The sequence below is a fragment of the Spirochaetota bacterium genome, from assembly GCA_034190085.1.
Taxonomy (GTDB): Bacteria; Spirochaetota; UBA4802; order UBA4802; family JAFGDQ01; genus JAXHTS01.
The window spans coordinates 139,815-162,014 of sequence record JAXHTS010000052.1 but is presented as its reverse complement, the minus strand read 5'-3'; the positions used below and the strand labels follow the sequence as shown (position 1 = coordinate 162,014).

The following is a 22,200-nucleotide window of genomic DNA, read 5'->3' as shown; positions in this document are numbered from 1 at the left end:
TCCAAACAGCTTTTCGCAAATAGTCGAGCCTATCTGATCTCTTCTTTTCAGCTACCCACCACCATTCCTTATTCTTCTCAAGCTCTCCTAAGGTTTTATCAGGAACTGTGCTTCTCTTTGATCCTTCTACCATAAAACATACCTCCATTGTTATAATTATTACCCTCTAAATTTCTATTATCCCTCATTATACACCTTTAACCCCAAAACTTATTTTTATAAAATCTGTTCATATTATGATAAACCTATTTGATAACTTTTATCAAAACAACTTGAATTATCATTTAGGTATCAATAATTTATAATCATAAAGGTTACTCCAGCTACTCCTATACACACCTCCTTTAACAGTAGTTTATCCCATCCCCTTCTTAGCTCCTAACCCAATCCCTGAATCGTCCTCTGTATAATATTATCCTGCGTCTTGCGACTGATATCCACAAAGTGAGCGCTGTAACCGGCTACTCGCACAATCACCTCCTGATACTGCTCAGGGTCCTTCTGCGCTGCTCGTAATGTGGCATCATCTACCATGTTGAACTGAACATGATCAAGACCAAGATCCGCCCATATTTTGATATATGACTTCCACAACTGATATCCCTTCTCCCCTGAAAGCTGTGTAGGTGAAAGACGCTGATTTAAAAGAAATGCCCTGCCATGACTCACGTGATCTATTTTACCGCATGACTTCAACACCGCTGTTGGCCCCTTTTTATCTAGCCCAGGCCCAGGTGAAATTCCACCATCGTATAACGCATCGCCCAGTCTCCTGCCACTGGGTAGGGCGTGCACCATATGTGAAAAATGTATATTCCCACTTACATTTTCGGGTAACGCAGGCCATGTGTTGCCACATGGATCCTTCATCTCTCCTGAATGCCTTGCCACCTCTTTCATGCAGCGGACCATAATATTATCCACATAATCGTCATCATTACCCCACTTCGGTGCATTCTTTACAAAATCAAGGCGCATCTCCTCTTTTTCTTCCCAGTTTGCCTTAATGGCATCCACAACTTCAGCCATAGTGTACTTCTTATCATCAAAAACTAACTTTTTAATCGCTGCCAAGCTATCAATATTCTCAACCCAGGTAAAGAATGTAACCCAGGAGTTTCCCCTCTCCCCTTCAGGGCTAAGCGCATCTATCCCACTCTCAACTGACCTCTCATATATCGCCGAGCGCATGGGACTGCCGAAATTCTCGGGACTCTTAGCGCGTCCATAATTGACTATGCGAACAGCAATGTCCATCATCCACTCCATCTGCTTCACCCAGGCCTTAAACAATTGCTCAAAATCAGTAAAATTTCTCGCATCGCCTGTTTGCAGCCCAACCTGCATCTCTAAGCAATGATCATACCCGTCATGAAGGGCATACTCTATCATCTTGGATGTATTCAACGTAGCATTAGCCATGCGGAAGGGTTGACATCCATGTTTAGTAGGTGGACAGGGCGACATGCAGGCCTGAAGAACCCATAACCTCATCTCCTCCAATGGGTGATTATGCCAATGCATGCCATTTGCAATTAGGATGGGATCATTCCTTATGCTTGGATACCCCAGTCCTTGACGAATGCATTCAAACACCTCCCTCATTACCTCATCGGACACCTGAGGATGCCAACGAAAGCCAAAAGTCGGATTCGCAACCCTCACCAGCCTTGCAGCCTGCAGTATAGCTATGGTCATATCATTACAGGCATCAGTGCCATCAGGCTTCAAACCCCCTAATGTGCCTACATATGTAGACGCTATACCCTGAAGCCCCTCCTTGCCAGCGCTAGGGATAATCAGACCTATTTCGCTAATACGTATCAAGTATTCTCCTATTAGATCGATAGCATCCTCTTTTGTGACTCTCTTGTCAATATTAACATCCCTTTCGTAATAAGGACCATGATAGTAATCCATCCTATGCGGCCATGTATTGCCTACCTCGAATCTGGATGTTGCCTCCACAAAAAAATCATACTGTAATGATTCATGAAGATTATTTGGTGGATTTTCCGGAACCCGTTTACATATCTCTGCCATCCTTAAAAGCTCGTCCCTGCGCTTTGAATCAATCTCAAAATTCTCTGCCACTATCCGTGCAAGCCTGGAAAAACGCTTCGAATACCTGATTGCAGCCTCCAGAAATATCTGCATCGCTTCCCAATTGGGCAATCTGTCATATAAGGGAAGAAGATCAGGGCCTAGTGTACCCTCTAATTTCTCTTCAGCATCCTCAATCCTCTCCTGTATCTCATCATAAATACCCTTAAAACCCTTTCCCATAATAAAATCCCAATCCCTGGTGTGATAGCTAGCGCTTGCAATTGGTATACCCCACATCACTGTACCACTAAAGCACTTTACAGCTTCATCAGGGGGAATCATTCTTATCACGCTGTCCAACTCAGTCTTCCCTGCCCAATAATTGTTTATATCTGCCATAATCCTCAATGATTCTTCCATAAGGCTCTGGAATAGAGCCCTGCATATTATAATACTCCTCATTGAACATGCTGGCCATCTCCTGATACCAGGGTTGCGTGTTTGGTAAACTCCCGACATAACCTACCAACTGAGCATGATCTGTAATAAAAAATGATAATATTATCTAAAACATTAGCCACAGCTTTAGCCCTTCTCATCATGATAGGCTCATCCTCAGTCTCCTTCCATGACTTTGTGAAAAGCCCCGCTCTTTCAAGATCAATCTTAACGCCAGGAGAATATATTCCCCCCACCGCTCCCTTCTTCCACACAGCCTTCCTTAAGTAATCAAGCCTCTTAGATCTCCTTTTCTCAGCAACCCACCACCATTCCCTATTCGCCTCAAGCTCATCAATGGATTTATCCGGCGCTATGCTTGTATTTGATGTTGATTTCTCCATTCTTATTTCCTCCCCTTAGTATATATTTTAGCACCCTCAAATATATATAAATCATATACCCCTATTACTATCACCCAATCTATTCTTACAGCAAACCAGAACATGCCAATTATATTGATTTAATCGGATATTATGAAGAATTTTGAGGGAATCTCATTCTAGCCAAGCCCCTGAATCGTCCTCTGTATAATATTGTCCTGCGTCTTACGACTGATGTCCACGAAGTGAGCGCTGTAGCCGGCTACTCGCACTATCACCTCCTGATACTGCTCAGGGTCCTTCTGTGCTGCGCGTAATGTAGCGTCATCTACCATGTTAAACTGCACATGATCCAGACCAAAATCCGCCCATGTCTTCATGTAAGATTTCCATAACTGATAACCCTTCTCGCCGGCAAGCTGAGTAGGCGATAAACGTTGATTTAACAGAAAAGCCCTCCCATGACTCACGTGATCAATCTTGCCGCATGACTTCAGCACCGCAGTTGGCCCCTTTTTGTCAAGACCCGGCCCAGGCGATATGCCCCCATCGTATAGCGCATCACCCAACCTTCTGCCATTGGGAAGCGCATGCACCGTATTCGAAAAATGTATGTTCCCGCTCACATTCTCAGGCAATGGCGGCCATGTGTTCCCAGAAGGATCCCTCATCTCCCTTGAGTGTCTTGCCACCTCATTAAGACAGCGCACCATCATCTTATCTACAAAATCATCATCATTGCCCCATTTTGGGGCGCTTCTGACAAAATCAATACGCATATCCTCATATCCATCCCAATTAGACTCAATTGCGCTGATTAACTGGTCCATTGTATACTTTTCATCTTCAAAGACTAACTTCTTAACAGCAGCCAGAGTGTCTACATTTTCCACCCATGTAAAGAAGGTTACCCATGCATTTCCCCTTTCCCCTTCGGGACTCATCACATCTATGCCGCTCTCAATCGCCCTCTCATGCAGGGCAGAGAGCATGGGGGATCCGAATAATTCAGGGCTCTTTGTCCTGCCATAATTAACCACGTGAACCGCAGTGTTCATCATCCACTCCATCTGTTTCACCCAGGCCTCAAACAACTGCTCAAAATCAGTAAACTTGCGCGCATCTCCCGTTTGAGGCCCCATCTGCATCTCCAGACAATTATCGTAACCGTTATGGAGGGCGTATTCTATCATCTTAGAGGTGTTCAGCGTTGCATTGGGCATACGGTAGGGCATTGATCCATGCTTGGTCGGTGGGCAAGGAGACATGCAGGCCTGATGAACCCATAACCTCATCTCCTCCAAGGGGTGGCTATGCCAGTGCATTCCGTTGGCTATTAAAATAGGATCATTGCGTATGCTAGGAAAGCCCAATCCATGCCGAATACACTCAAAAACCTCCCTCATTACCTCATCCTTTACCTTCGGATGCCACCTGAAACCAAATGTAGGATTGGCTACCCTTACAAGTCTTGCTGCTTGCAGGATAGCTATGGTCATATCATTGCAGGCATCAGTCCCGTCAGGCTTCACCCCACCCAGCGTTCCGACATAAGTTGTGGGTATACCCTGAAGTCCTTCCTTACCAAGGCTTGGAGCGATAAGGCCTATTTCGGATATACGGATAAGAAACTCCCCAACTAAATCAAGGGCTTCCTCTTTGGTAAGCCTCTTCTCAATGTTCACATCCCTTTCATAATATGAGCCATGATAATAATCTGTGCGAGAAGGCCAGGAATTCCCAGCCTCAAATCTGGTAAGCACGTTGATGAAAAAATCGAACTGTAATGATTCCTGAAGACCTCTAGGGGGTTTTGCCGGTACTCGCTCACAGGTGTCAACAATCCTTAATAATTCTTCCTTACGCTTTGATTCGGTCTCAAAATTCTCTGCTAATATCCGCGCCAACCTGGCATATCGCTTTGCATACCTGATGCCAGCCTCCAGTACAATTTGCATTGCCTCCCAATTGGGAAGCCTATCGTAAAGGGGAAGAATCTCAGGCCCAGGCGTACCTGATAACCTCTCTTCCGCTTCCTCAATCCTCTCCTGTATCTCATCATAAATTGAATCAAAACCCCTGCTCATTATAAAATCATAGTCCTTAGTGCCATAATTTGCGCTAGTGACTGGAACACCCCACATAATAACACCACTAAAGCACTTAACAGCATCTTCAGGGAGGATTAGTCTTATCACCTGATCAAGCTCAGTCTTGCCAGCCCAGTAATTGTTTAACTCAGCCATGACCCTTAAGGATTCATCCACTGGCTCTGGGATAGAACCCTGAGTGTTGTAATACTCCTCATTGAACATGCTCGCCATCTCCTGATACCACACCTGGTTATGCGGAAGGCTCCCCACATAACCCACTAGCTGAGCATTATCTGTTATAAATATAGTGATATTGTCGAATACATGAGCTAAGGCCTTGGCCCTTCTCATCATTATGGGGTCATCTTCGTTCTCCTGCCAGGTCTGGGTAAAAAGCTGTGGCCTCTCAAGGTCTATCTTAAGTCCTGGTGTATAGACACCTCCGGTGGCTCCCTTTTTCCATACAGCCTTTCTAAGATAGTCCAATCTCTCTGATCTCTTCTTCTCAGCAACCCACCACCATTCCCTATTCTCCTCAAGATCCTCTATACTCTTATCCGGTATTATATTATCTATTGATGTTACCTCCTCCATCTTCCCTACCTCCCAATTTATATTTTTCCTCACCCTTAGTCGAAAATATATCACCTCCCTTTTCTAAATATATTATAATTTTACTTCTACAAAGTCCGCCGCATCCGCTAATTGCACAAAACACGGTCTCGGGCAATTAGCGGATGACAAGCTGTATCGAAGGATATAATAATTCTTTCACAAGTGACAATTGAGTAAAAATTCAAGTCATCTGTTCAACTCAACAATTGATATCACTTCATCTGCCGATAAACACGACTCACTGAAGGATCAGCAATTTCTGCTGCATCCTTATCAATAAAATCCATCTCATCATAATGTTTACACATATTAGCATTCATATTCCATCCCGCTAGATAAGCCGACTCACCCTCTGTTACAAATATTGGTGGATCGATTTCAATATTAGATCCCCCTTTTAATACCTTACACCATCCAGTTCCATCCTGTGTAAATTGACGCGCCCCAAAATTTTTGCATTTGCCACATGCTTTATCAGGCATTGATTCCCTCTCCTCCATGCTTTTTGGCTTGGCTATTAGAGAACTCGCGCCATCCTTCCATTCTGAACCTTTTCTTGGCATCAAAGACCTCCTATAAATTATAATGTTTTTGGGATATCTTTATAATAATCTAACTTCAGAGATTAAACAGCTATCCTAAACCCTGTATTGTCCTCTGTATAATATTATCCTGCGTCTTTCTGCTTATATCCACAAAGTGAGCGCTGTAACCAGCCACCCGGACAATCACCTCCTGATACTGTTCAGGATCCTTCTGCGCTGCCCTGAGCGTAGCGTCATCCACCATATTAAACTGCACATGGTCGAGTCCTAAATCCGCCCAAGTCTTCATATAGGATTTCCATAACTGATATCCTTTCTCTCCGGCTAACTGTGTTGGAGAAAGGCGTTGATTTAACAGGAATGCCCTCCCATCGCTAATATGATCAATCTTCCCGCAAGACTTTAATATGGCTGTTGGCCCCTTCTTGTCAAGGCCAGGTCCTGGAGAAATGCCTCCATCATACAACGCATCACCCAACCTCCTGCCATTGGGCAGCGCATGCACCATGTTAGAGAAATGTATATTGCCGCTAACATTTTCAGGCAATACCGGCCATGTGTTGCCGCATGGATCTTTCAAGACATGGGAATGCTTCGCAATATCCCTTAAACACCGCACCATTATTTCATCCACATAATCGTCATCATTTCCCCACTTTGGCGCATTCTTGACAAAATCAAGCCTCATCTCCTCCTTGCCATCCCAATTATTCTCCAATGCATCTATCAACGCCCTCATAGTATACTTCTTTTCGTCAAAGACCAATCTCTTTACCGCTGCCAAACTATCAACATTTTCAACCCAAGTAAAAAAGGTCACCCATGAATTCCCTCTCTCTCCTGAAGGATCTAACGCATCAATCCCGCTCTCTACTGATCTTTCATAAATTGCAGAGAGCATTGGGCGACCAAAATTCTTAGCTCCCTGCATACGTCCGTAGTTTACAACCCGAACCGCAATATTCATCATCCACTCCATCTGACTCTTCCATGCCTCGTACAACTGCTCAAAATCAGAGAACTCCCTTGCATCCCCCGTTTGAGGCCCCATCTGCATCTCAAGCACATGATCATATCCATCATGAAGAGCATACTCTATCATCTTCGAAGTGTTTAATGTTGTATTGGCCATGCGAAAGGGCTGGCATCCATGCTTTGTAGGAGGACATGGAGACATACATGCCTGATGCACCCAAAGTCTAGCCTCCTCAATTGGATGGCCGTGCCAGTGCATGCTATTGGCGATCAAGACCGGATCATTACGAATGCTCGGATATCCTAATCCTTGCCGTATACATTCAAACACCTCACGCATAATCTCATCCTTCACCTTTGGATGCCATCTGAAGCCGAAAGTGGGATTGGAAACACGAACTAACCTTGCAGCCTGAAGAAAGGCCGTGGTTAAATCATTACAGGCATCAGCACCATTCGGCTTCACACCACCAATTGTCCATACCCAAGTTCCTGGTATCCCCTGAACACCCTCCTGTCCAAAACTTGGAGCGATAAAGCCAGTCTCTGAGCAACGTATCATAAACTCTCCAATAAGCTCAATAGCCTCTTCCTTAGAAAGCTTTTTCTCTATATTCACATCCTTGTCATAATAAGGCCAATGATAATAATCAGGTCTATGAGGCCAAGCGCCCTCTATTGCTTCAAATCTTACACACATCTGCACAAAGTGATCAAATTGAAAGGATTCCTGTAGATTTCTCGGGGGTTTAGCTGGAACCTGTTCACAGGTCTCTGCTATCCTTAACAACTCTTCCTTGCGTTTGCTATCAGTCTCGAAGTTCTCCGCTATTATTCTTGCTAATCTAGCATAACGCTTAGCGTATTTAACAGCCGATTCTAGTACTATCTGCATTGCTTCCCAGTTAGGAAGTCGATCATATAATGGAAGAATATCTGGCCCTGGTATCCCGGATAATTTATCCTCCGCTTCCTCAATCCTTTTCTGAATATCATCATAGATATTGTCGAATCCATTGTTCATAATATAGTCAAAATCCTTGGTCGTATAACCCGCGCTTGCAAGAGGTACACCCCACATGACAACCCCGCTAAAACATTTAACAGCATCCTCAGGTGGAATCTGCTTTATTACCTTATCGAGTTCAGTCCTGCCAACCCAGTAATTGTTTATCTGTGCCATAACCTTTAAGGATTCATCAACAGGCTCAGGGATGGACCCCTTTGTATTATAGTACTGTTCATTGAACATGCTTGCCACTTCCTGATTCCATAATTGGTTGTTTGGCAGACTCCCTAAATATCCAACAATCTGTGCATGATCGGTAATAAAAATAGTAATATTTTCCAAAACATTTGCCAAGGCTTTGGCTCTTCTGAGCATAATGGGATCATCCTCATTCTCCCTCCATGCTTCAGTAGACAGATATGGTTTCTCAATATCCAGCTTGAGCCCAGGAGAATAGACACCACCTATTGCTCCCTTCTTCCATATTGCTTTTCGCAGATAATCAAGCCTCTTGGTTCTCTTCCTCTCTGCAACCCACCACCATTCTCTATCCTTCTCAAGTTCCCCAATACTCTTGTTAGAGGCACTACTAATTGAAACATTCTCGTTTTGCATACCCTTATCTCCTAATAATTTAATTTACCTCTCTCTTATATACAATATTCAGTATCCTAAGTTCCCTACGCCTCTACATGCTTATTTATTTCCCAAATAATCAAGAATATAGCTTTGACTATTGTTCTATTCTTCAATCAATATATTCACAATCCTATCTCTACCCCAATCCCTGCACTGTTCGTTGTATAATATTATCCTGAGTTTTACGGCTTATATCCACAAAGTGAGCGCTATATCCCGCCACCCGGACAATCACCTCCTGATATTGTTCGGGATCCCTCTGTGCTGCTCTGAGTGTGGCATCATCAACCATGTTAAATTGTACATGATCAAGCCCAAGATCAGCCCAAGTCTTGATATATGCCTTCCACAACTGATACCCTTTCTCACCTGAAAGCTGTGTTGGCGATAGTCTCTGATTCAAAAGGAATGCCCTGCCATCGCTTATGTGGTCGATCTTCCCGCATGACTTCAATATCGCAGTCGGCCCCTTCTTGTCGAGACCCGGCCCAGGTGATATCCCTCCGTCGTATAGCGCATCACCTAACCTCCTGCCATTGGGAAGAGCATGGATCGTAGGCGCAAAGTGAATATTTCCACTCACATTCTGAGGTAGCACTGGCCATGAATTTCCCGAGGGGCATTTCATCTCCCATGATTGCTTGGCTATCTCCCTCATGCACCGTACCATTATCTGATCAACATAATCATCATCATTGCCCCACTTGGGAGCATTCTTGACGAAATCGAGGCGCATCTTCTCTTTGCCCTCCCAATTCACAGCGCAGGCATCTATAATCTCAGTCATGGTATATTTCTTTTCATCAAATACAAGTTTCTTCACAGCAGCCAGGCTATCTACATTCTCTACCCAAGTAAACCAGGATATCCATGCATTGCCTCTCTCCCCCTCTGGGCTGAAACAATCTAACCCACTCTCCACAGCTCTCTCATAAAGAGCGGACAACATCGGCGAACCAAAATGTTCGGAACACTTCACACGACCTAGGTTGACCACCCGCACAGCAATATTCGTCATCCACTGCATCTGCTTTTTCCAAGCCTCAAACAATTGCTCAAAATCAACAAATTTCCTAGCATCCCCTGTCTCCGGCCCCATCTGCATCTGTAGCACATGATCATATCCGTTATGAAGAGCATACTCTATCATCTTCGATGTGTTCAACGTCGTGGATGCCATACGGAAGGGCTGAGTCCCATGTTTTGTGGGCGGGCAGGGAGACATGCATGCCTGATGCACCCAAAGCCTTGCCTCCTCTAATGGATGACCATACCAATGCATAGTGTTGGCAACCAGGATAGGATCATTTCTTATGCTAGGAAAACCCAACCCTTGCCTGATACATTCAAACACCTCCCGCATCACTTCATCCTTCACTTGTGGATGCCAACGAAATCCAAAGGTAGGATTGGCAACCCTTACCAGCCTCGCTGCCTCTAGTATAGCTATTGTCATATCATTGCAGGCGTCTGTGCCATCCGGCTTCACCCCCCCCAGTGTTCCTACATAGGTGCCTGGTATCCCCTGAAGTCCCTCCTTTCCAAAGCTAGGCATAATCTGTCCTATTTCATGGATGCGAATCAAAAACTCCCCTATCAGGTCAAGCGCCTCCCCTTTTGTGATCCTCTTCTCAATATTTACATCCAAATCATAATAGGGTCCATGATAATAATCTGTACGTGAAGGCCATGCCCCGCCTAAAGACTCAAGTCGCTGAAGAACATTTACAAAAAAATCATATTGAAGCGATTCATGCAGATTCCTCGGTGGGCTCGCCGGCACCTGCTCGCATACATCCGCAATTCTCATCAACTCCTCCTTACGCTTCGGATCACTCTCGAAATTCTCTGCGATTATTCTCGCAAGCCGCGCATAACGCTTGGCATATCTAATACCAGCTTCTATAACAAACTGCATTGCCTCCCAATTGGGCAACCGATCATAAAGGGGAAGGATATCAGGACCAGGTATTCCAGAAAGCTTCTCCTCCGCATCCTCAATCCTCTCCTGTATCTCATTATAGATATCCTCAAATCCCCTCTTTCCAGTCATTATATACTCATAGTCCTTAGCTGAATAGCTACCTGTAGCACCAATAGGAACCCCCCACATAATAACACCGCTAAAAAGTTTAACAGCATCTTCTGGAGGAATTATTCTGATTACCTTATCCAACTCAGTTTTGCCAGCCCAATAATTATTGATCTCAGACATAACCTTCAATGATTCATCTACAGGTTCAGGGATAGATCCCTGAGTATTATAGTACTCCTCGTTGAACATGCTAGCAACTTCCTGATACCATATCTGTGTATGTGGCAAACTCCCCACATAACCCATTATCTGTGCATGATCAGTTATAAATATACTGATGTTATCCATCACATTGGCTACACCCTTGGCTCTTCTGATCATTCCAGGATCATCCTCATTCGCCTTCCAAGCCTCAGTAAAAAGCACAGGCCTTTCAAGATCAATTTTCAGACCAGGAGTATATACTCCCCCCTTCGCGCCCTTTTTCCAAACAGCCTTTCTTAGATAGTCTAACCTCTTCGACCTCCTCTTCTCTGCAACCCACCACCACTCCCTGTTCTTCTCTAGATCTTCAATAGTCCTATCTGGCAATCCTCCCTTCATTTCCACATTTTCTTCCATTCTCTACCCCCATTATTTATTTTTCTTGCGCATTTGTCTATAAACCCTATACAAATGCATAGTAATTCTCAGAATATAATAATTATTAGGACATAGAAAATTCTATATCATTCCTAAATCCATATTATCCCTCTATACAGATTTCATATAATATCTGATTTTTTATAATCTTGGTTAAATTATTTGATTAACTTAAATGGATAGACTAAATCAGTTTTATGGTCGGCACATAAACAAAAAAATTATCTCTTCACTATCCCATAAAAAAGGGTATCGACAATCTTATCGATACATCCCTCAATCTTACAGATATCAACCATCTTAGCCCAATGATATTCAAGACCCTTTAATGCGGTAACAATTGCAAATGATGTTGTTTCTATATCTAAAGCAATTGCATCCCCCCCCTCATTCATACTAATCAATATATCTTGTATAATTCTAAATTCTTCCTTCTCATGCCTCTTTCTAAGTCTTCCAATAAAGCCATAACGCTCTAGATACTCATCTCTCAACGCGCTGTAGTAATTCTTCAAATTATGTAAAACTTGAATCTTGGTAATAATATAAGCGCTAATCTTTCTCTGGGGAGTATTCTCGCTTTCAATAGCTCTCAATAACTCAATGTTCAACTCAAGCCCTTCCTTCTCCACTACCTTCTGAAAAATCGTCTCCTTGCTAGCAAAGTAGTGATATATAGAACTCTTCGCTTTATCTGTTGCATTAGCAATTTCATCCATAGTAGCCTTTTTGAAGCCAAATCTAGCAAATACTTTTCTCGCTTCATCCAAGATGAGTTCTTTAGTATCATTTTGTGTCATAACTCTTCAACTTTCAATACTTGGCATTTCAGAACAAATATTACCCTTATTCTATAATTTAGGATATTTACATCACTTTTATATATGTCAATAACTTTTTCAAAACGAATAGAACAACCCTAATCAAGTTATCCATTAGCATTTATAAACCCTATGCCAACTAATATTGTGAATAACGCGCTGCAATTCTAAAAGCGAGGCTTTAGACAAACGAAATTTATTCTAAAATCTCATCATTACCACAATATTATCTACACTTTAGCTATAAAATCGACATATACAAGCTCAATTATTATGAATTAACCTATATTTCAACATACCCTTATGATTGGATTAATGCTTATTATTGATGTAAATATAATTTTTTTAATTATTTTAATTTTTTTTATTTGACATATTATTAGAATTAAATATTATAGCATTAAGTAAAACCAATAATGTTTACTTGCTTTTTATTGTTTTTATGATATAATTAAGTGTATTGAATTTGATTAAGTTTATTAAAACACATTTTGTGTTAATGATCAAGCTATGCTTGAAGATGAAAAAATATGATCGATTGATTAGGAAAGGATGATCTAATACAATTATGCTTGGTTATAGCTTTATTTTCAGGAACCAAGTCGTTCATTTAATTTAAATTACACTTTAATATCTTTAATTGAAGGAGGATTTGAATGAACATGAAAATATTTATTATTATTCTAACCTCTTTTTACTTATTAATGCTTCCTTTTAAATTATTAAAGCAGGAAGTTATATCACTCGTTACTGGTTCTACTGACATTGTTACAATCTCAAAAGCAATCAAAAACAACAGGATGACTCCTGTTCAAATGCCACATATCATTCATGAAAAGGCTGACATTAAATGTGTTGTATGCCATCATAAAGAAGACAATGACGACAGGATCAAGATCTGCTCAAAGTGTCATAAGGGTAAAGAATCCGAAGACATACTACATGACCTATGTATCAACTGTCATAAGGAATTGAAAAAAGGACCAATAGAATGCACTGCCTGTCATAGGGATAATAAATAACTATTTCGAGGAAACAATGCAGAGCACATTGATCATAGGAATAGGGAACATTTTGCAAAGCGATGAGGGTATAGGTGTTCATATAGTAAACCATATACTCGAATCGGGCATCAAACTTCCTGAGGAAGTTGAGGTAATCGACGGCGGAACGTCTGGGTTCGATCTGCTTCCATATATGAAAGGGCGTGATAAAATAATTATCATTGATGCCCTAAGGACAGATGATGTCCCAGGAAGCATATACAGATTCTCTCCTGATTACGCATTGGAATCCCATACATCCCTTTCCCTACATGAAGTAGGTATTATGCAAGTAATCAAGATGCTATATTTTATGGGAGAGAATCCAAAAATTGAAATTATTGGTATTGTCCCTGAAGACATAAACACATTAAATATTAACATTAGTCCTGCTGTAAGGGAATCGATACCCAAAGCTGTGGAACTAATACTTAATGCAGCAGCTAATTAACAGAAATGATTAAGGAGGTAACATATGACTATAAATAGACGAGAATTTTTACAATTGATGGGCGGCACTGCAGCAGCCTTAAGTTTCTCCGGAGTCATGTTACAGGGTTGCAAAAAGGCAATAGAGAAGGCTGCCCCCAATACGCCAGTAATATGGATACAGGGTCAATCCTGTTCAGGTTGTTCAGTATCGCTTCTCAATACTGTTGATCCTGACATACCAAAGCTTATCACAGAGCATATAAGCCTTAACTTCCATCAAACGATAGGCGCTGCGACAGGCGATACGCTAATCGATATTCTTCATGAAGCTGTTAATAAGAATAGAAATGACTTTGTTCTTGCAATAGAAGGAAGCATACCGACTAAACACCCTCTCTACAGCACACTTGGGGCAAAAGGTAATCATCATATTGGATTTGATGAATGGATGAATAAACTTGGCAGGAATGCAAAGGCTGTTCTCGCCATTGGCACCTGTGCAGCCTTTGGTGGAATACCTGCGGCCAGGGGCAATGTAACAGGCGCTATGGGAGTCGCTGATTTTTTCAAGAGAACCGGTATAGATAAGCCTGTAATAAATATTGGCGGATGCCCTGCCCATCCTGATTGGATAGTTGGAACTATAGTATATCTCATTCTGAAGGGGAAGATCCCCAAACTTGACGAATACAATCGACCAACGATGTATTTTGGGAAGACTGTACACGAACAATGCGAAAATCTTTCATATTACAGAAAGGGCGTATTCGCTAAGGATTGGGGTGATAAGGGATGTCTTTACAATCTCGGATGCCTCGGTATGGATACAGGCTGTGATATACCCAAGAGAAAGTGGAATAATGGAGCCAATTCCTGTACAGGCTCTGGCTCAGGATGTATTGGATGCACTGAGCCTGTTTATCCAGATACAGGGAAGCGGGGATTGTATAAACACCTTCAGGCAAGCGTTGACGAGATTAACAGAATTCAGAATCCGCAGATTCGTGAGGCTGTTATTAAACTTCAAGAGAATGGAGGTATAATCAATGGCTAAAATACTAATAGACCCAATAAGCAGAATTGAGGGCCACCTGGCAATTGAAATAGATGTAAGAGGAGGCAAGGTAGTCGATGCAAAGTGCTTGGGCAATATGTTCAGGGGTTATGAGATGATTTTAAAAGGCAGAAATCCTGTTGACGCAATGCAGATTACTCAAAGGATCTGTGGCGTGTGCCCCATCTCTCACGGCATAGCCTCTGTAAAAAATTTGGACAGCGCCTTTGGTATAATTCCAAATAAAAACGGAAGGCTACTGCGAAATCTTACGCTTGCAGCAAACTACCTGCAGTCCCATATTCTCCATTTTTATCATCTGGCAGCACTGGATTTTGTTGATATTACTGCCCTATTGAGCTACGAAGGAAGCGACAAAAAGCTGAATTCCCTCAAGGCATGGGCCAAGATGGAGCTTGAAACAAAGAAGGGAAAACCAGATGAAATGACAGCAGTTGCCCCATTTTTGCCAAGATTTGAGCACGATACTTATATCAAGGATCAGGAGTTGAACATGACTGCAATCGCGCATTATGTGGAAGCCCTTGATTTAAGGATGAAGGCTCATCAAATGGTTACAATTTGGGGGGGCAAAGTTCCCCACACCATGGCGCTAGTCCCTGGAGGCATGACTCAAGTTCCAACAAAGGATAAGATTAAGCAATATGGAAAGATACTAGATGAAGTTGAAAAATTTGTAAATGAGAAATATTTGCCGGATGTAATAGAAGTTGCTAAAGGATACAAGGATTATTTTGACATAGGCAAGTTTAATGATCTCCTTTCCTATGGTTTATTTGAAGAGAGTGATGGAGATACATACGATCAAGAGCATATGTTGGAGAGGGGTGTTTACATCAATGGCAACCTTGGCAAAATGGATGTCTCCAGCATTACTGAAGCGGTGAAGTATTCGCGATATATCTCTCAGTCGAACCTACACCCTTCTAGGGGCAAAACTTCGCCAAAACCGACAAAATCCGGAGCATATTCATGGTTAAAGGCTCCCCGCTACAAAGGGAAAGCCACTGAGGTTGGTCCAGTGGCCAGAGCAGTTGTCGCATATATGTCCGGCAACAAGGCAGTCAAAAAGGAGGTTGACGGACTTTTGAAGATATTTAATGCCGACATCTCTGCCGTATTTTCGGTTCTTGGCAGACATGCATGCAAAGCATTAGAGAGCAAGTTAATCTGTCAAAGAGCAAGAGTATGGCTGGAAGAGCTTGAGGCAGGCGGTAAACCAAGAAACACCTACAGAATACCAGATAAGGGAGATGGAATGGGTTTAACTGAGGCTCCGCGAGGCGCTCTCGGTCACTGGATTACAATTAAGAATAAGAAGATTGCCAACTATCAATGTGTAGTGCCCACAACATGGGATTGCAGCCCTAAGGATGACAAGGGGAGAAGAGGGCCTGTTGAAGTGGCATTAATCGGCACACCGATTGCTGATCCGAAAAACCCTATTGAAGCAGCCCGTGTAGTCAGATCATATGATCCATGTATAGCTTGTGCGGTACATGTTATTGAGGGGGATAGGCAAATTTCAAGGTTCAGAGTCAGCTAATTTAACAATTAATTGAAGCACAATTTCTCGTCCTTATGATTCTGCATGAATAACAGGAATACGATTATGTATACTGATATAGGCAGATAGTGATGCTAAAGATTATGGGTTTATAGTAAAGTATACATATATCTTGCTCTATGAAAACAATCAAATGAAATACACTATTGCTATATAAAATAATGGTCAGCCAATCATGTTCTTTATCTGTAAAAATAAAGAAACCTACCTTAAATTATTCCCATTCACCCTCCTTGTCTTATTCATATTCTCCCAATTTTTTAATACAAACCTGTTGCTCTTTGCTGCTAACGATAAACTGCTCTGGCATCCACCCTCTAAACTTACTGTAGGTGAATACCTAAGGTATTCTAATATATTTTTAACTATTATATTTGCCCTATCTGGCTGTTTGCTTCTAATGCTTTTCAAGGTCACCACTAGATTGCGCGCAGCGATAATGACGCTTGTATTTATTGTTTTTGCTATTATTCTGGATTACAGTGGACTGAAGTGCGCGTTAAAGATGCCAAGCCCCTTATGCTCATTAACTAGGCCATTTCTATTTATTAAGAGTGGCAATCTCGATATCCCACTAAAATTTATTATAGCGCTCTCAACCATAGGCATCTTAAGCCTTATTGGGAATAAACTTTTCTGCGGTTGGGTTTGCCCTATTGGCGCGATTCAGGAGATGATGAATCTTATCCCTTTTTCAGGCAAAAGGATTAAAATCCCATTCTTATGGATGAATCTGGTGAGAGTTACTCTCTTTGTATCCTTTATTCCCATTCTATTTGTTCTTGGTAGAGTGATATATTTTAATCCCTTTGCCCCTATTAGATTGGGTTTCACAGCCGATTTCTGGACAATTTACAGCTGGGTTTTCCTGATTATTATAGTAATAATATCGTTCTTTATCTACAGGCCATATTGCTACTTTATTTGTCCCATAGGACTTATTACCTGGCTCTTGGAACGAATATCACCAATTAAAATTCGTTATCATAAGGAGATTTGCAGCGAATGTAAAACATGTATTACTCATACAAATTGCCCTACTGTAGAATCAATTATTAATGAAAAGCGCATCAGGCCAGACTGTCATAGCTGTGGCAAATGCATTGAGGTGTGTCCTAATAATGCATTGAAATTTAACTTTAAATAATCCCATTTCCAAAACAACATCTTCGAAAAGTGTTTTTATAATGAATTTGATTTAATTCTATGGATAGATTTATGACGTTATGGGACTAATTCATCTTCCTGAACCTGAGACCACAGCTTTGGCTGTCCTAAACAATATCTTCAAATCGAGCTTAAGAGACCAGTCATCAATATATTTCAAATCCAATTCCATCCATTGCTTGAATGTCAAATCGTTTCGACTGGGAGCGATCTGCCATAAACACGTCAGTCCAGGCTTCATAGACAATCTTCTCCTTTGCCATGCATCATACTCCTGAACCTCAGATGGAATCGGTGGACGCGGGCCGACAAGACTCATCTCACCCTTAAGCACATTAATCAACTGCGGCAACTCATCTAGGCTGGTCTTTCGCAAGAAAGTGCCAATATAAGGAATAATGCGCGGATCCTTCTCAATCTTAAAGGCTGGGCCATCAGCTTCGTTCAAATGTTTCAACTCCTGAAGCTTTTCTTCAGCATTTACTACCATAGTCCTGAATTTGTATAGACTGAATTTACGGCCGTTAAGCCCCAATCGCTCCTGCTTGAAAAAGACTGGCCCCTTTGAAAATAGTTTTATTGCAAACGCGATTCCCAAGAATAAGGGAAAGATTAATACAAAAATAACAAAACCAAAAATATAATCTATAACAACCTTAAAGGAGAGGTCTTGATGCTTAGAACTGATAGTAGCCAAGAGCATAGTTGGAAATCCATGAAAACTATCAAATGAAATGGAAGCAATTTTAGGTTCATATAAAAGCGTGTGGATATGCCAGTCTGGGAAAATACGCACCGTAATTCCTATCATCTCAAGCAATAACATATATTCATGAACAGAATCAATATCCTTCAAAGGCATGGCAAAAATAACCTCATCCACTACATAATTTAATATTATCTCTTTAAGGTCATCCATTGTGCCGATAACCTTCACATCATGTATCAACGCTTTTCCAATCTCAGACTTATCTATCTCCAAACAACCTACGATCTTAATATCAGAACCATAAGATTGAATAAGATCAATTGCACTCTGAGCCCTGTGCTTGCTACCGATAATGATAATGTTACTGATATTATGCTCTGCACTCCCATATTTTCGCCATATAAAATATATAAGTCCCTTACTAATAAAAAGCAATAATAGGTTAATGAAATAAAATATACCCAATAGGAGACGACTCACATCAGGTATTTTCACAATATAAAGGGATGTGATCAAAACAATCATCCCAACGCTTACAGCCTTAAATACTTGACGATATATAAAGACAAATCCCCTTTCACTATAGGGAGTATATACTTTAAAAATTGTAAAAAAAACATACCAGATTATTATGATAATAAGTAAAATTATATAATAATTTGGAGATATATGCAGAGTCCCAAAGGGTGGAGGTAACAGATCTCTTCTAATGAAGTAAGCTATTACAAATGCAGCAACGATCAAGCAGACATCAAGCAAAGAATGCAACTGTATGACTATTCTATTTCTTCTAGCGTGCAAGTTATTTCCTCCATATATTTACTTAAGGATTACGCTTCAATCAGGACATTGATCATACAGTAAATCGTATTATTAATTCACACTCGTTAACTATCAATGGGAAAAAGTCAAGAGGTTATAGGTAAATATTATACACAAAAGCATGAATGCTACTTATAGCACAATGAATTACATGTAAAGGATCAAGCAATATTCTTTCATACATTGAATGAACAATAAACCTGAAAAGTCCATATTATACATTCTTAATATTACTTTTCTCATTAATGTCATGGGAGAAGTATCTAAGAAATATTCTTCCATCTAATTATCAGTCTTAATCAGGATTAAATACTGACCATATGATGAAATATCACCTCTTAAATATGTATTCATTCCCAGATTTTTGTATTAACTCCCAACCGGCTTTTCCATATTCATTCAGAAAAGGCTCTTCTCCTCGACTGTTCTTAAAGGTTATTTCTATAACCTTATACTCCCACTTCTTAGCGCCTTGCTGTGGAGTAGATGAATTACAATTTAATAGTAACATAATAAATAATATCAAAATATACAAAAACGATAAATTTTTCCATATATTATATTGCACTATATCCTCCTATTATATCATATATATCACAGAATTTCAATAATTTCACAACTCATCCTAAAAGTAGTATAAGGAATCATAGGTTTTCATCATCATCCCTGATTCTTCATATATCAATGGGAGAGGGGAATAGATTATTACTGATACATAAAATACTACCAATCAATAATCAATATTAGTAGTACGCTTTTTACCAACACCCTGAATCCTTATGATGTAATTATTGTTTGAGATAAATGGTTTTATAGTGCCTTTGCAGGTTATGATAGCGCCATTTTGTGAGTTTAAAATATTCCACCCGGAATCACTCGATGGCAATCCTAACATTATGTAGCGAGGGGAATTTCGTCGTACTTGGCTTGATTTTCAATAAACTAAGAGGGTATTGGTAGCTAATATATAATTTCGAGCTTCGTGTTCTTCTGTCGGTTTACTCAGTTAGGCCAATCCTTAACACGAAACTCGAAAGTTATCAAACACAGTAAAACTTATTTATGCTATTCTAATTCCAACTTCAAACCATAAGCATAATATTTGTCGTTTTATGTCAACTATTATTTATTAAATTTCTTTATCCACCAATCTTCAGCGCTTAATTCATTAACAAGATTAACACCAAAACCCACAATATACACATTGCCTTCAATATCTATTGCTATTGAATTAACAACATCATCACTACCATTCCCATCATACCATCTATCTCTCCAGTTAGTTATGTCCTCGACTCCATTGCGATCATACCTCTTGATCCACAGGTCTAAACTACTTATCTGATTCACAAGATCAGATCCATATCCAGCAACATACACATTGTCTCCCGAATCAACAACTACCGAATAGGCTGTATCATCACCCTCATTTCCATCAATCATCATATTCCAACCTATTGTATCCTCTTTACCTTCACTATCAAATTTCTTTATCCACCAATCCTCACCGCTTGACTCTTGAACGAGGTTATTTCCATATCCAACAATATATACACTACCTTCAGAATCTACCGCCGCTGAACTGACTTCATCATTACTATTATTTCCATCAAACATCATATCCCAATTTATCATATCCTCATTCCCATCGCTATCAAACTTCTTTATCCACAGATCCAAACCACTCGCCTCTCCCACAAGATTAGACCCATACCCCACTACATACACATTGCCATCAGGATCAACTGCTATCGAATTAACCGCATCGTCGCCTCCGATTCCGTCAAACCTCTTGTCCCAATTCACCGTGTCCTCAATTCCATTACTATCAAATCGCTTTATCCATAGATCTAAACCGCTAGCATCTCCCACAAGATTAGACCCATACCCTCCTACATACACATTGCCATCAGGATCAACAGCGACCGAATTAACCGCGTCGTCGCCTCCGGTTCCGTCAAACCTCTTGTCCCAATTCACCGTGTCCTCAATTCCATTACTATCAAATCGCTTTACCCATAGATCCAGACCACTCGCCTCTCCCACAAGATTAGACCCATACCCTACTATATACACATTACCATCAGGATCAACCGCTATCGAATTAACCGCATCGTCGCCTCCGGTTCCGTCAAACCTCTTATCCCAATTCATCGTATCCTCATTGCCATCGGTGTCAAACTTCTTGATCCACCAATCGCAATTGTTTGCAGATCCGACAACATACACATTGCCATCAACATCTGTTGTCACTGACCTGGCAAAGTCATTGCTATTTTCATTGGTATCATCGTCAATTTGTTTATTCCAATAGATCAGATCCTCCGCATCCTCTTCATTCGATGGCTCTTCTCCATCAGATGGAGTCGGCTCAACGCCTCCATCTTCAGGGGCAACTATCGATTGACCGACTGTGCCGGATAATCTCCATCCTTCATCAGAGTCGCTGAAGTCGCTGAATACGCCTGAACTTGAATTGTTTGCTTTGAGCTTATAGTAGTATCTTGTTCCAACCACAGCCGATGTATCTTCAAAACTCGTCGAAGCTATTGTGCCAATTACATCTATAAATTTACCGCTTTCAGAGACATCTCTATATACATAATAGGAATCAGCGCCAACAACACTATTCCATCTTATCTTTACATAATCAGCATCCGTGCCATCTGAAGCGCTTACACCTGTGGGAGCTGATAAAGCACTGAAAGCCCTCACTCCTGAATCAGTTCCGCTAAAACCGCTGAATGTATCTGAAATTGAACTATAAGCCTTTACCCTGTAGTAATAAGTAGTTCCTGCAACAGCAGATGTGTCGTCATAGGTTGTTGAAGCTACTGTGCCTACTACATTGGCAAAGGATCCTGACTCTGAGTTATCTCTATATATAAAGTATGCATCAACATCCGCCACAGTGTTCCATGTTATTCGAATAAATCCAGTATGAACGCTGTCAGAAGCGGCTAGACCTGTTGGTGATGGGAGATTACCTTCAGACCCTATACCTAAATCACCCCCCCCAGACATCATTAAAGATGCAGTAGAATCATACACTATGCTAAACTGACCTGCCGCTGTATTACTATTACCAGCCAAATCTGTGCATACTCCACCACCTACATCCACTGTTACTGTTACAAGGTCTCC

The 22,200-nt window shown here is 41.1% G+C and carries 16 protein-coding genes; 5 read left to right on the top strand and 11 right to left on the bottom strand.

Annotated elements, in window-relative coordinates:
• Positions 1-378: 378 nt before the first annotated feature.
• From SVZ03_10480 to SVZ03_10450, 7 genes are all read right to left on the bottom strand, one after another.
• Positions 379-2,508, bottom strand: coding sequence for a pyruvate formate lyase family protein (locus tag SVZ03_10480; GenBank protein MDY6934631.1), 2,130 nt, complete (start codon positions 2,506-2,508; stop codon positions 379-381).
• On the bottom strand, positions 2,505-2,888 hold the full coding sequence (locus SVZ03_10475) for a hypothetical protein (protein MDY6934630.1): 384 nt from the start codon (positions 2,886-2,888) through the stop codon (positions 2,505-2,507). The genes SVZ03_10480 and SVZ03_10475 overlap by 4 nt, the downstream gene beginning before the upstream one ends.
• Positions 2,889-3,046: 158 nt before the next feature.
• Positions 3,047-5,554, bottom strand: coding sequence for a pyruvate formate lyase family protein (locus tag SVZ03_10470; protein ID MDY6934629.1), 2,508 nt, complete (start codon positions 5,552-5,554; stop codon positions 3,047-3,049).
• Between the two features lie 233 nt (positions 5,555-5,787).
• A complete protein-coding gene (locus tag SVZ03_10465) occupies positions 5,788-6,138 on the bottom strand; it encodes a hypothetical protein (GenBank protein ID MDY6934628.1) in 351 nt (116 codons plus the stop codon).
• 70 nt (positions 6,139-6,208) lie between these two features.
• Positions 6,209-8,719: a pyruvate formate lyase family protein gene (locus SVZ03_10460; protein ID MDY6934627.1), complete on the bottom strand. Its 2,511-nt coding sequence runs from the start codon at positions 8,717-8,719 to the stop codon at positions 6,209-6,211.
• A 160-nt stretch (positions 8,720-8,879) separates the two neighbouring features.
• Positions 8,880-11,399: a pyruvate formate lyase family protein gene (locus SVZ03_10455; protein MDY6934626.1), complete on the bottom strand. Its 2,520-nt coding sequence runs from the start codon at positions 11,397-11,399 to the stop codon at positions 8,880-8,882.
• A 242-nt stretch (positions 11,400-11,641) separates the two neighbouring features.
• Complete coding sequence (locus SVZ03_10450; protein ID MDY6934625.1) at positions 11,642-12,220, bottom strand: TetR/AcrR family transcriptional regulator; 579 nt, start codon at positions 12,218-12,220, stop codon at positions 11,642-11,644.
• 677 nt (positions 12,221-12,897) lie between these two features.
• Between SVZ03_10450 and SVZ03_10445 the strand changes: the two genes are divergently transcribed.
• Genes SVZ03_10445 through SVZ03_10430 form a run of 4 tightly spaced genes read left to right on the top strand, consistent with a single transcriptional unit; the run spans position 12,898 to position 16,337 of the window.
• Positions 12,898-13,263: a cytochrome c3 family protein gene (locus SVZ03_10445; GenBank protein MDY6934624.1), complete on the top strand. Its 366-nt coding sequence runs from the start codon at positions 12,898-12,900 to the stop codon at positions 13,261-13,263.
• Positions 13,264-13,279: 16 nt separating this feature from the next.
• Entirely contained in the window at positions 13,280-13,735 is a 456-nt protein-coding gene (locus SVZ03_10440; GenBank protein ID MDY6934623.1) for a HyaD/HybD family hydrogenase maturation endopeptidase, read from the top strand.
• Between the two features lie 24 nt (positions 13,736-13,759).
• Positions 13,760-14,770 (top strand): hydrogenase small subunit, encoded by a 1,011-nt coding sequence (locus SVZ03_10435; GenBank protein MDY6934622.1) that lies wholly within the window; start codon positions 13,760-13,762, stop codon positions 14,768-14,770.
• Positions 14,763-16,337 (top strand): nickel-dependent hydrogenase large subunit, encoded by a 1,575-nt coding sequence (locus SVZ03_10430; GenBank protein MDY6934621.1) that lies wholly within the window; start codon positions 14,763-14,765, stop codon positions 16,335-16,337. The genes SVZ03_10435 and SVZ03_10430 overlap by 8 nt, the downstream gene beginning before the upstream one ends.
• Before the next feature lie 225 nt (positions 16,338-16,562).
• On the opposite strand, the gene SVZ03_10425 is transcribed toward SVZ03_10430, so the two are convergent.
• Positions 16,563-16,769: a hypothetical protein gene (locus SVZ03_10425; GenBank protein MDY6934620.1), complete on the bottom strand. Its 207-nt coding sequence runs from the start codon at positions 16,767-16,769 to the stop codon at positions 16,563-16,565.
• Between SVZ03_10425 and SVZ03_10420 the strand changes: the two genes are divergently transcribed.
• The gene (locus tag SVZ03_10420) at positions 16,759-17,505 is read left to right on the top strand and encodes a 4Fe-4S binding protein (protein ID MDY6934619.1); all 747 of its coding nucleotides are present in this window, start codon (positions 16,759-16,761) and stop codon (positions 17,503-17,505) included. The two genes, SVZ03_10425 and SVZ03_10420, sit on opposite strands and share 11 nt — an antisense overlap.
• A gap of 90 nt (positions 17,506-17,595) precedes the next feature.
• On the opposite strand, the gene SVZ03_10415 is transcribed toward SVZ03_10420, so the two are convergent.
• The 3 genes from SVZ03_10415 to SVZ03_10405 all read right to left on the bottom strand — a co-directional run.
• A complete protein-coding gene (locus SVZ03_10415; protein MDY6934618.1) occupies positions 17,596-19,035 on the bottom strand; it encodes a sugar transferase in 1,440 nt (479 codons plus the stop codon).
• Between the two features lie 352 nt (positions 19,036-19,387).
• A complete protein-coding gene (locus tag SVZ03_10410; GenBank protein MDY6934617.1) occupies positions 19,388-19,567 on the bottom strand; it encodes a DUF4177 domain-containing protein in 180 nt (59 codons plus the stop codon).
• Between the two features lie 611 nt (positions 19,568-20,178).
• A partial coding sequence (locus SVZ03_10405; GenBank protein MDY6934616.1) for an SBBP repeat-containing protein occupies positions 20,179-22,200 on the bottom strand: 2,022 nt, incomplete at its 5' end.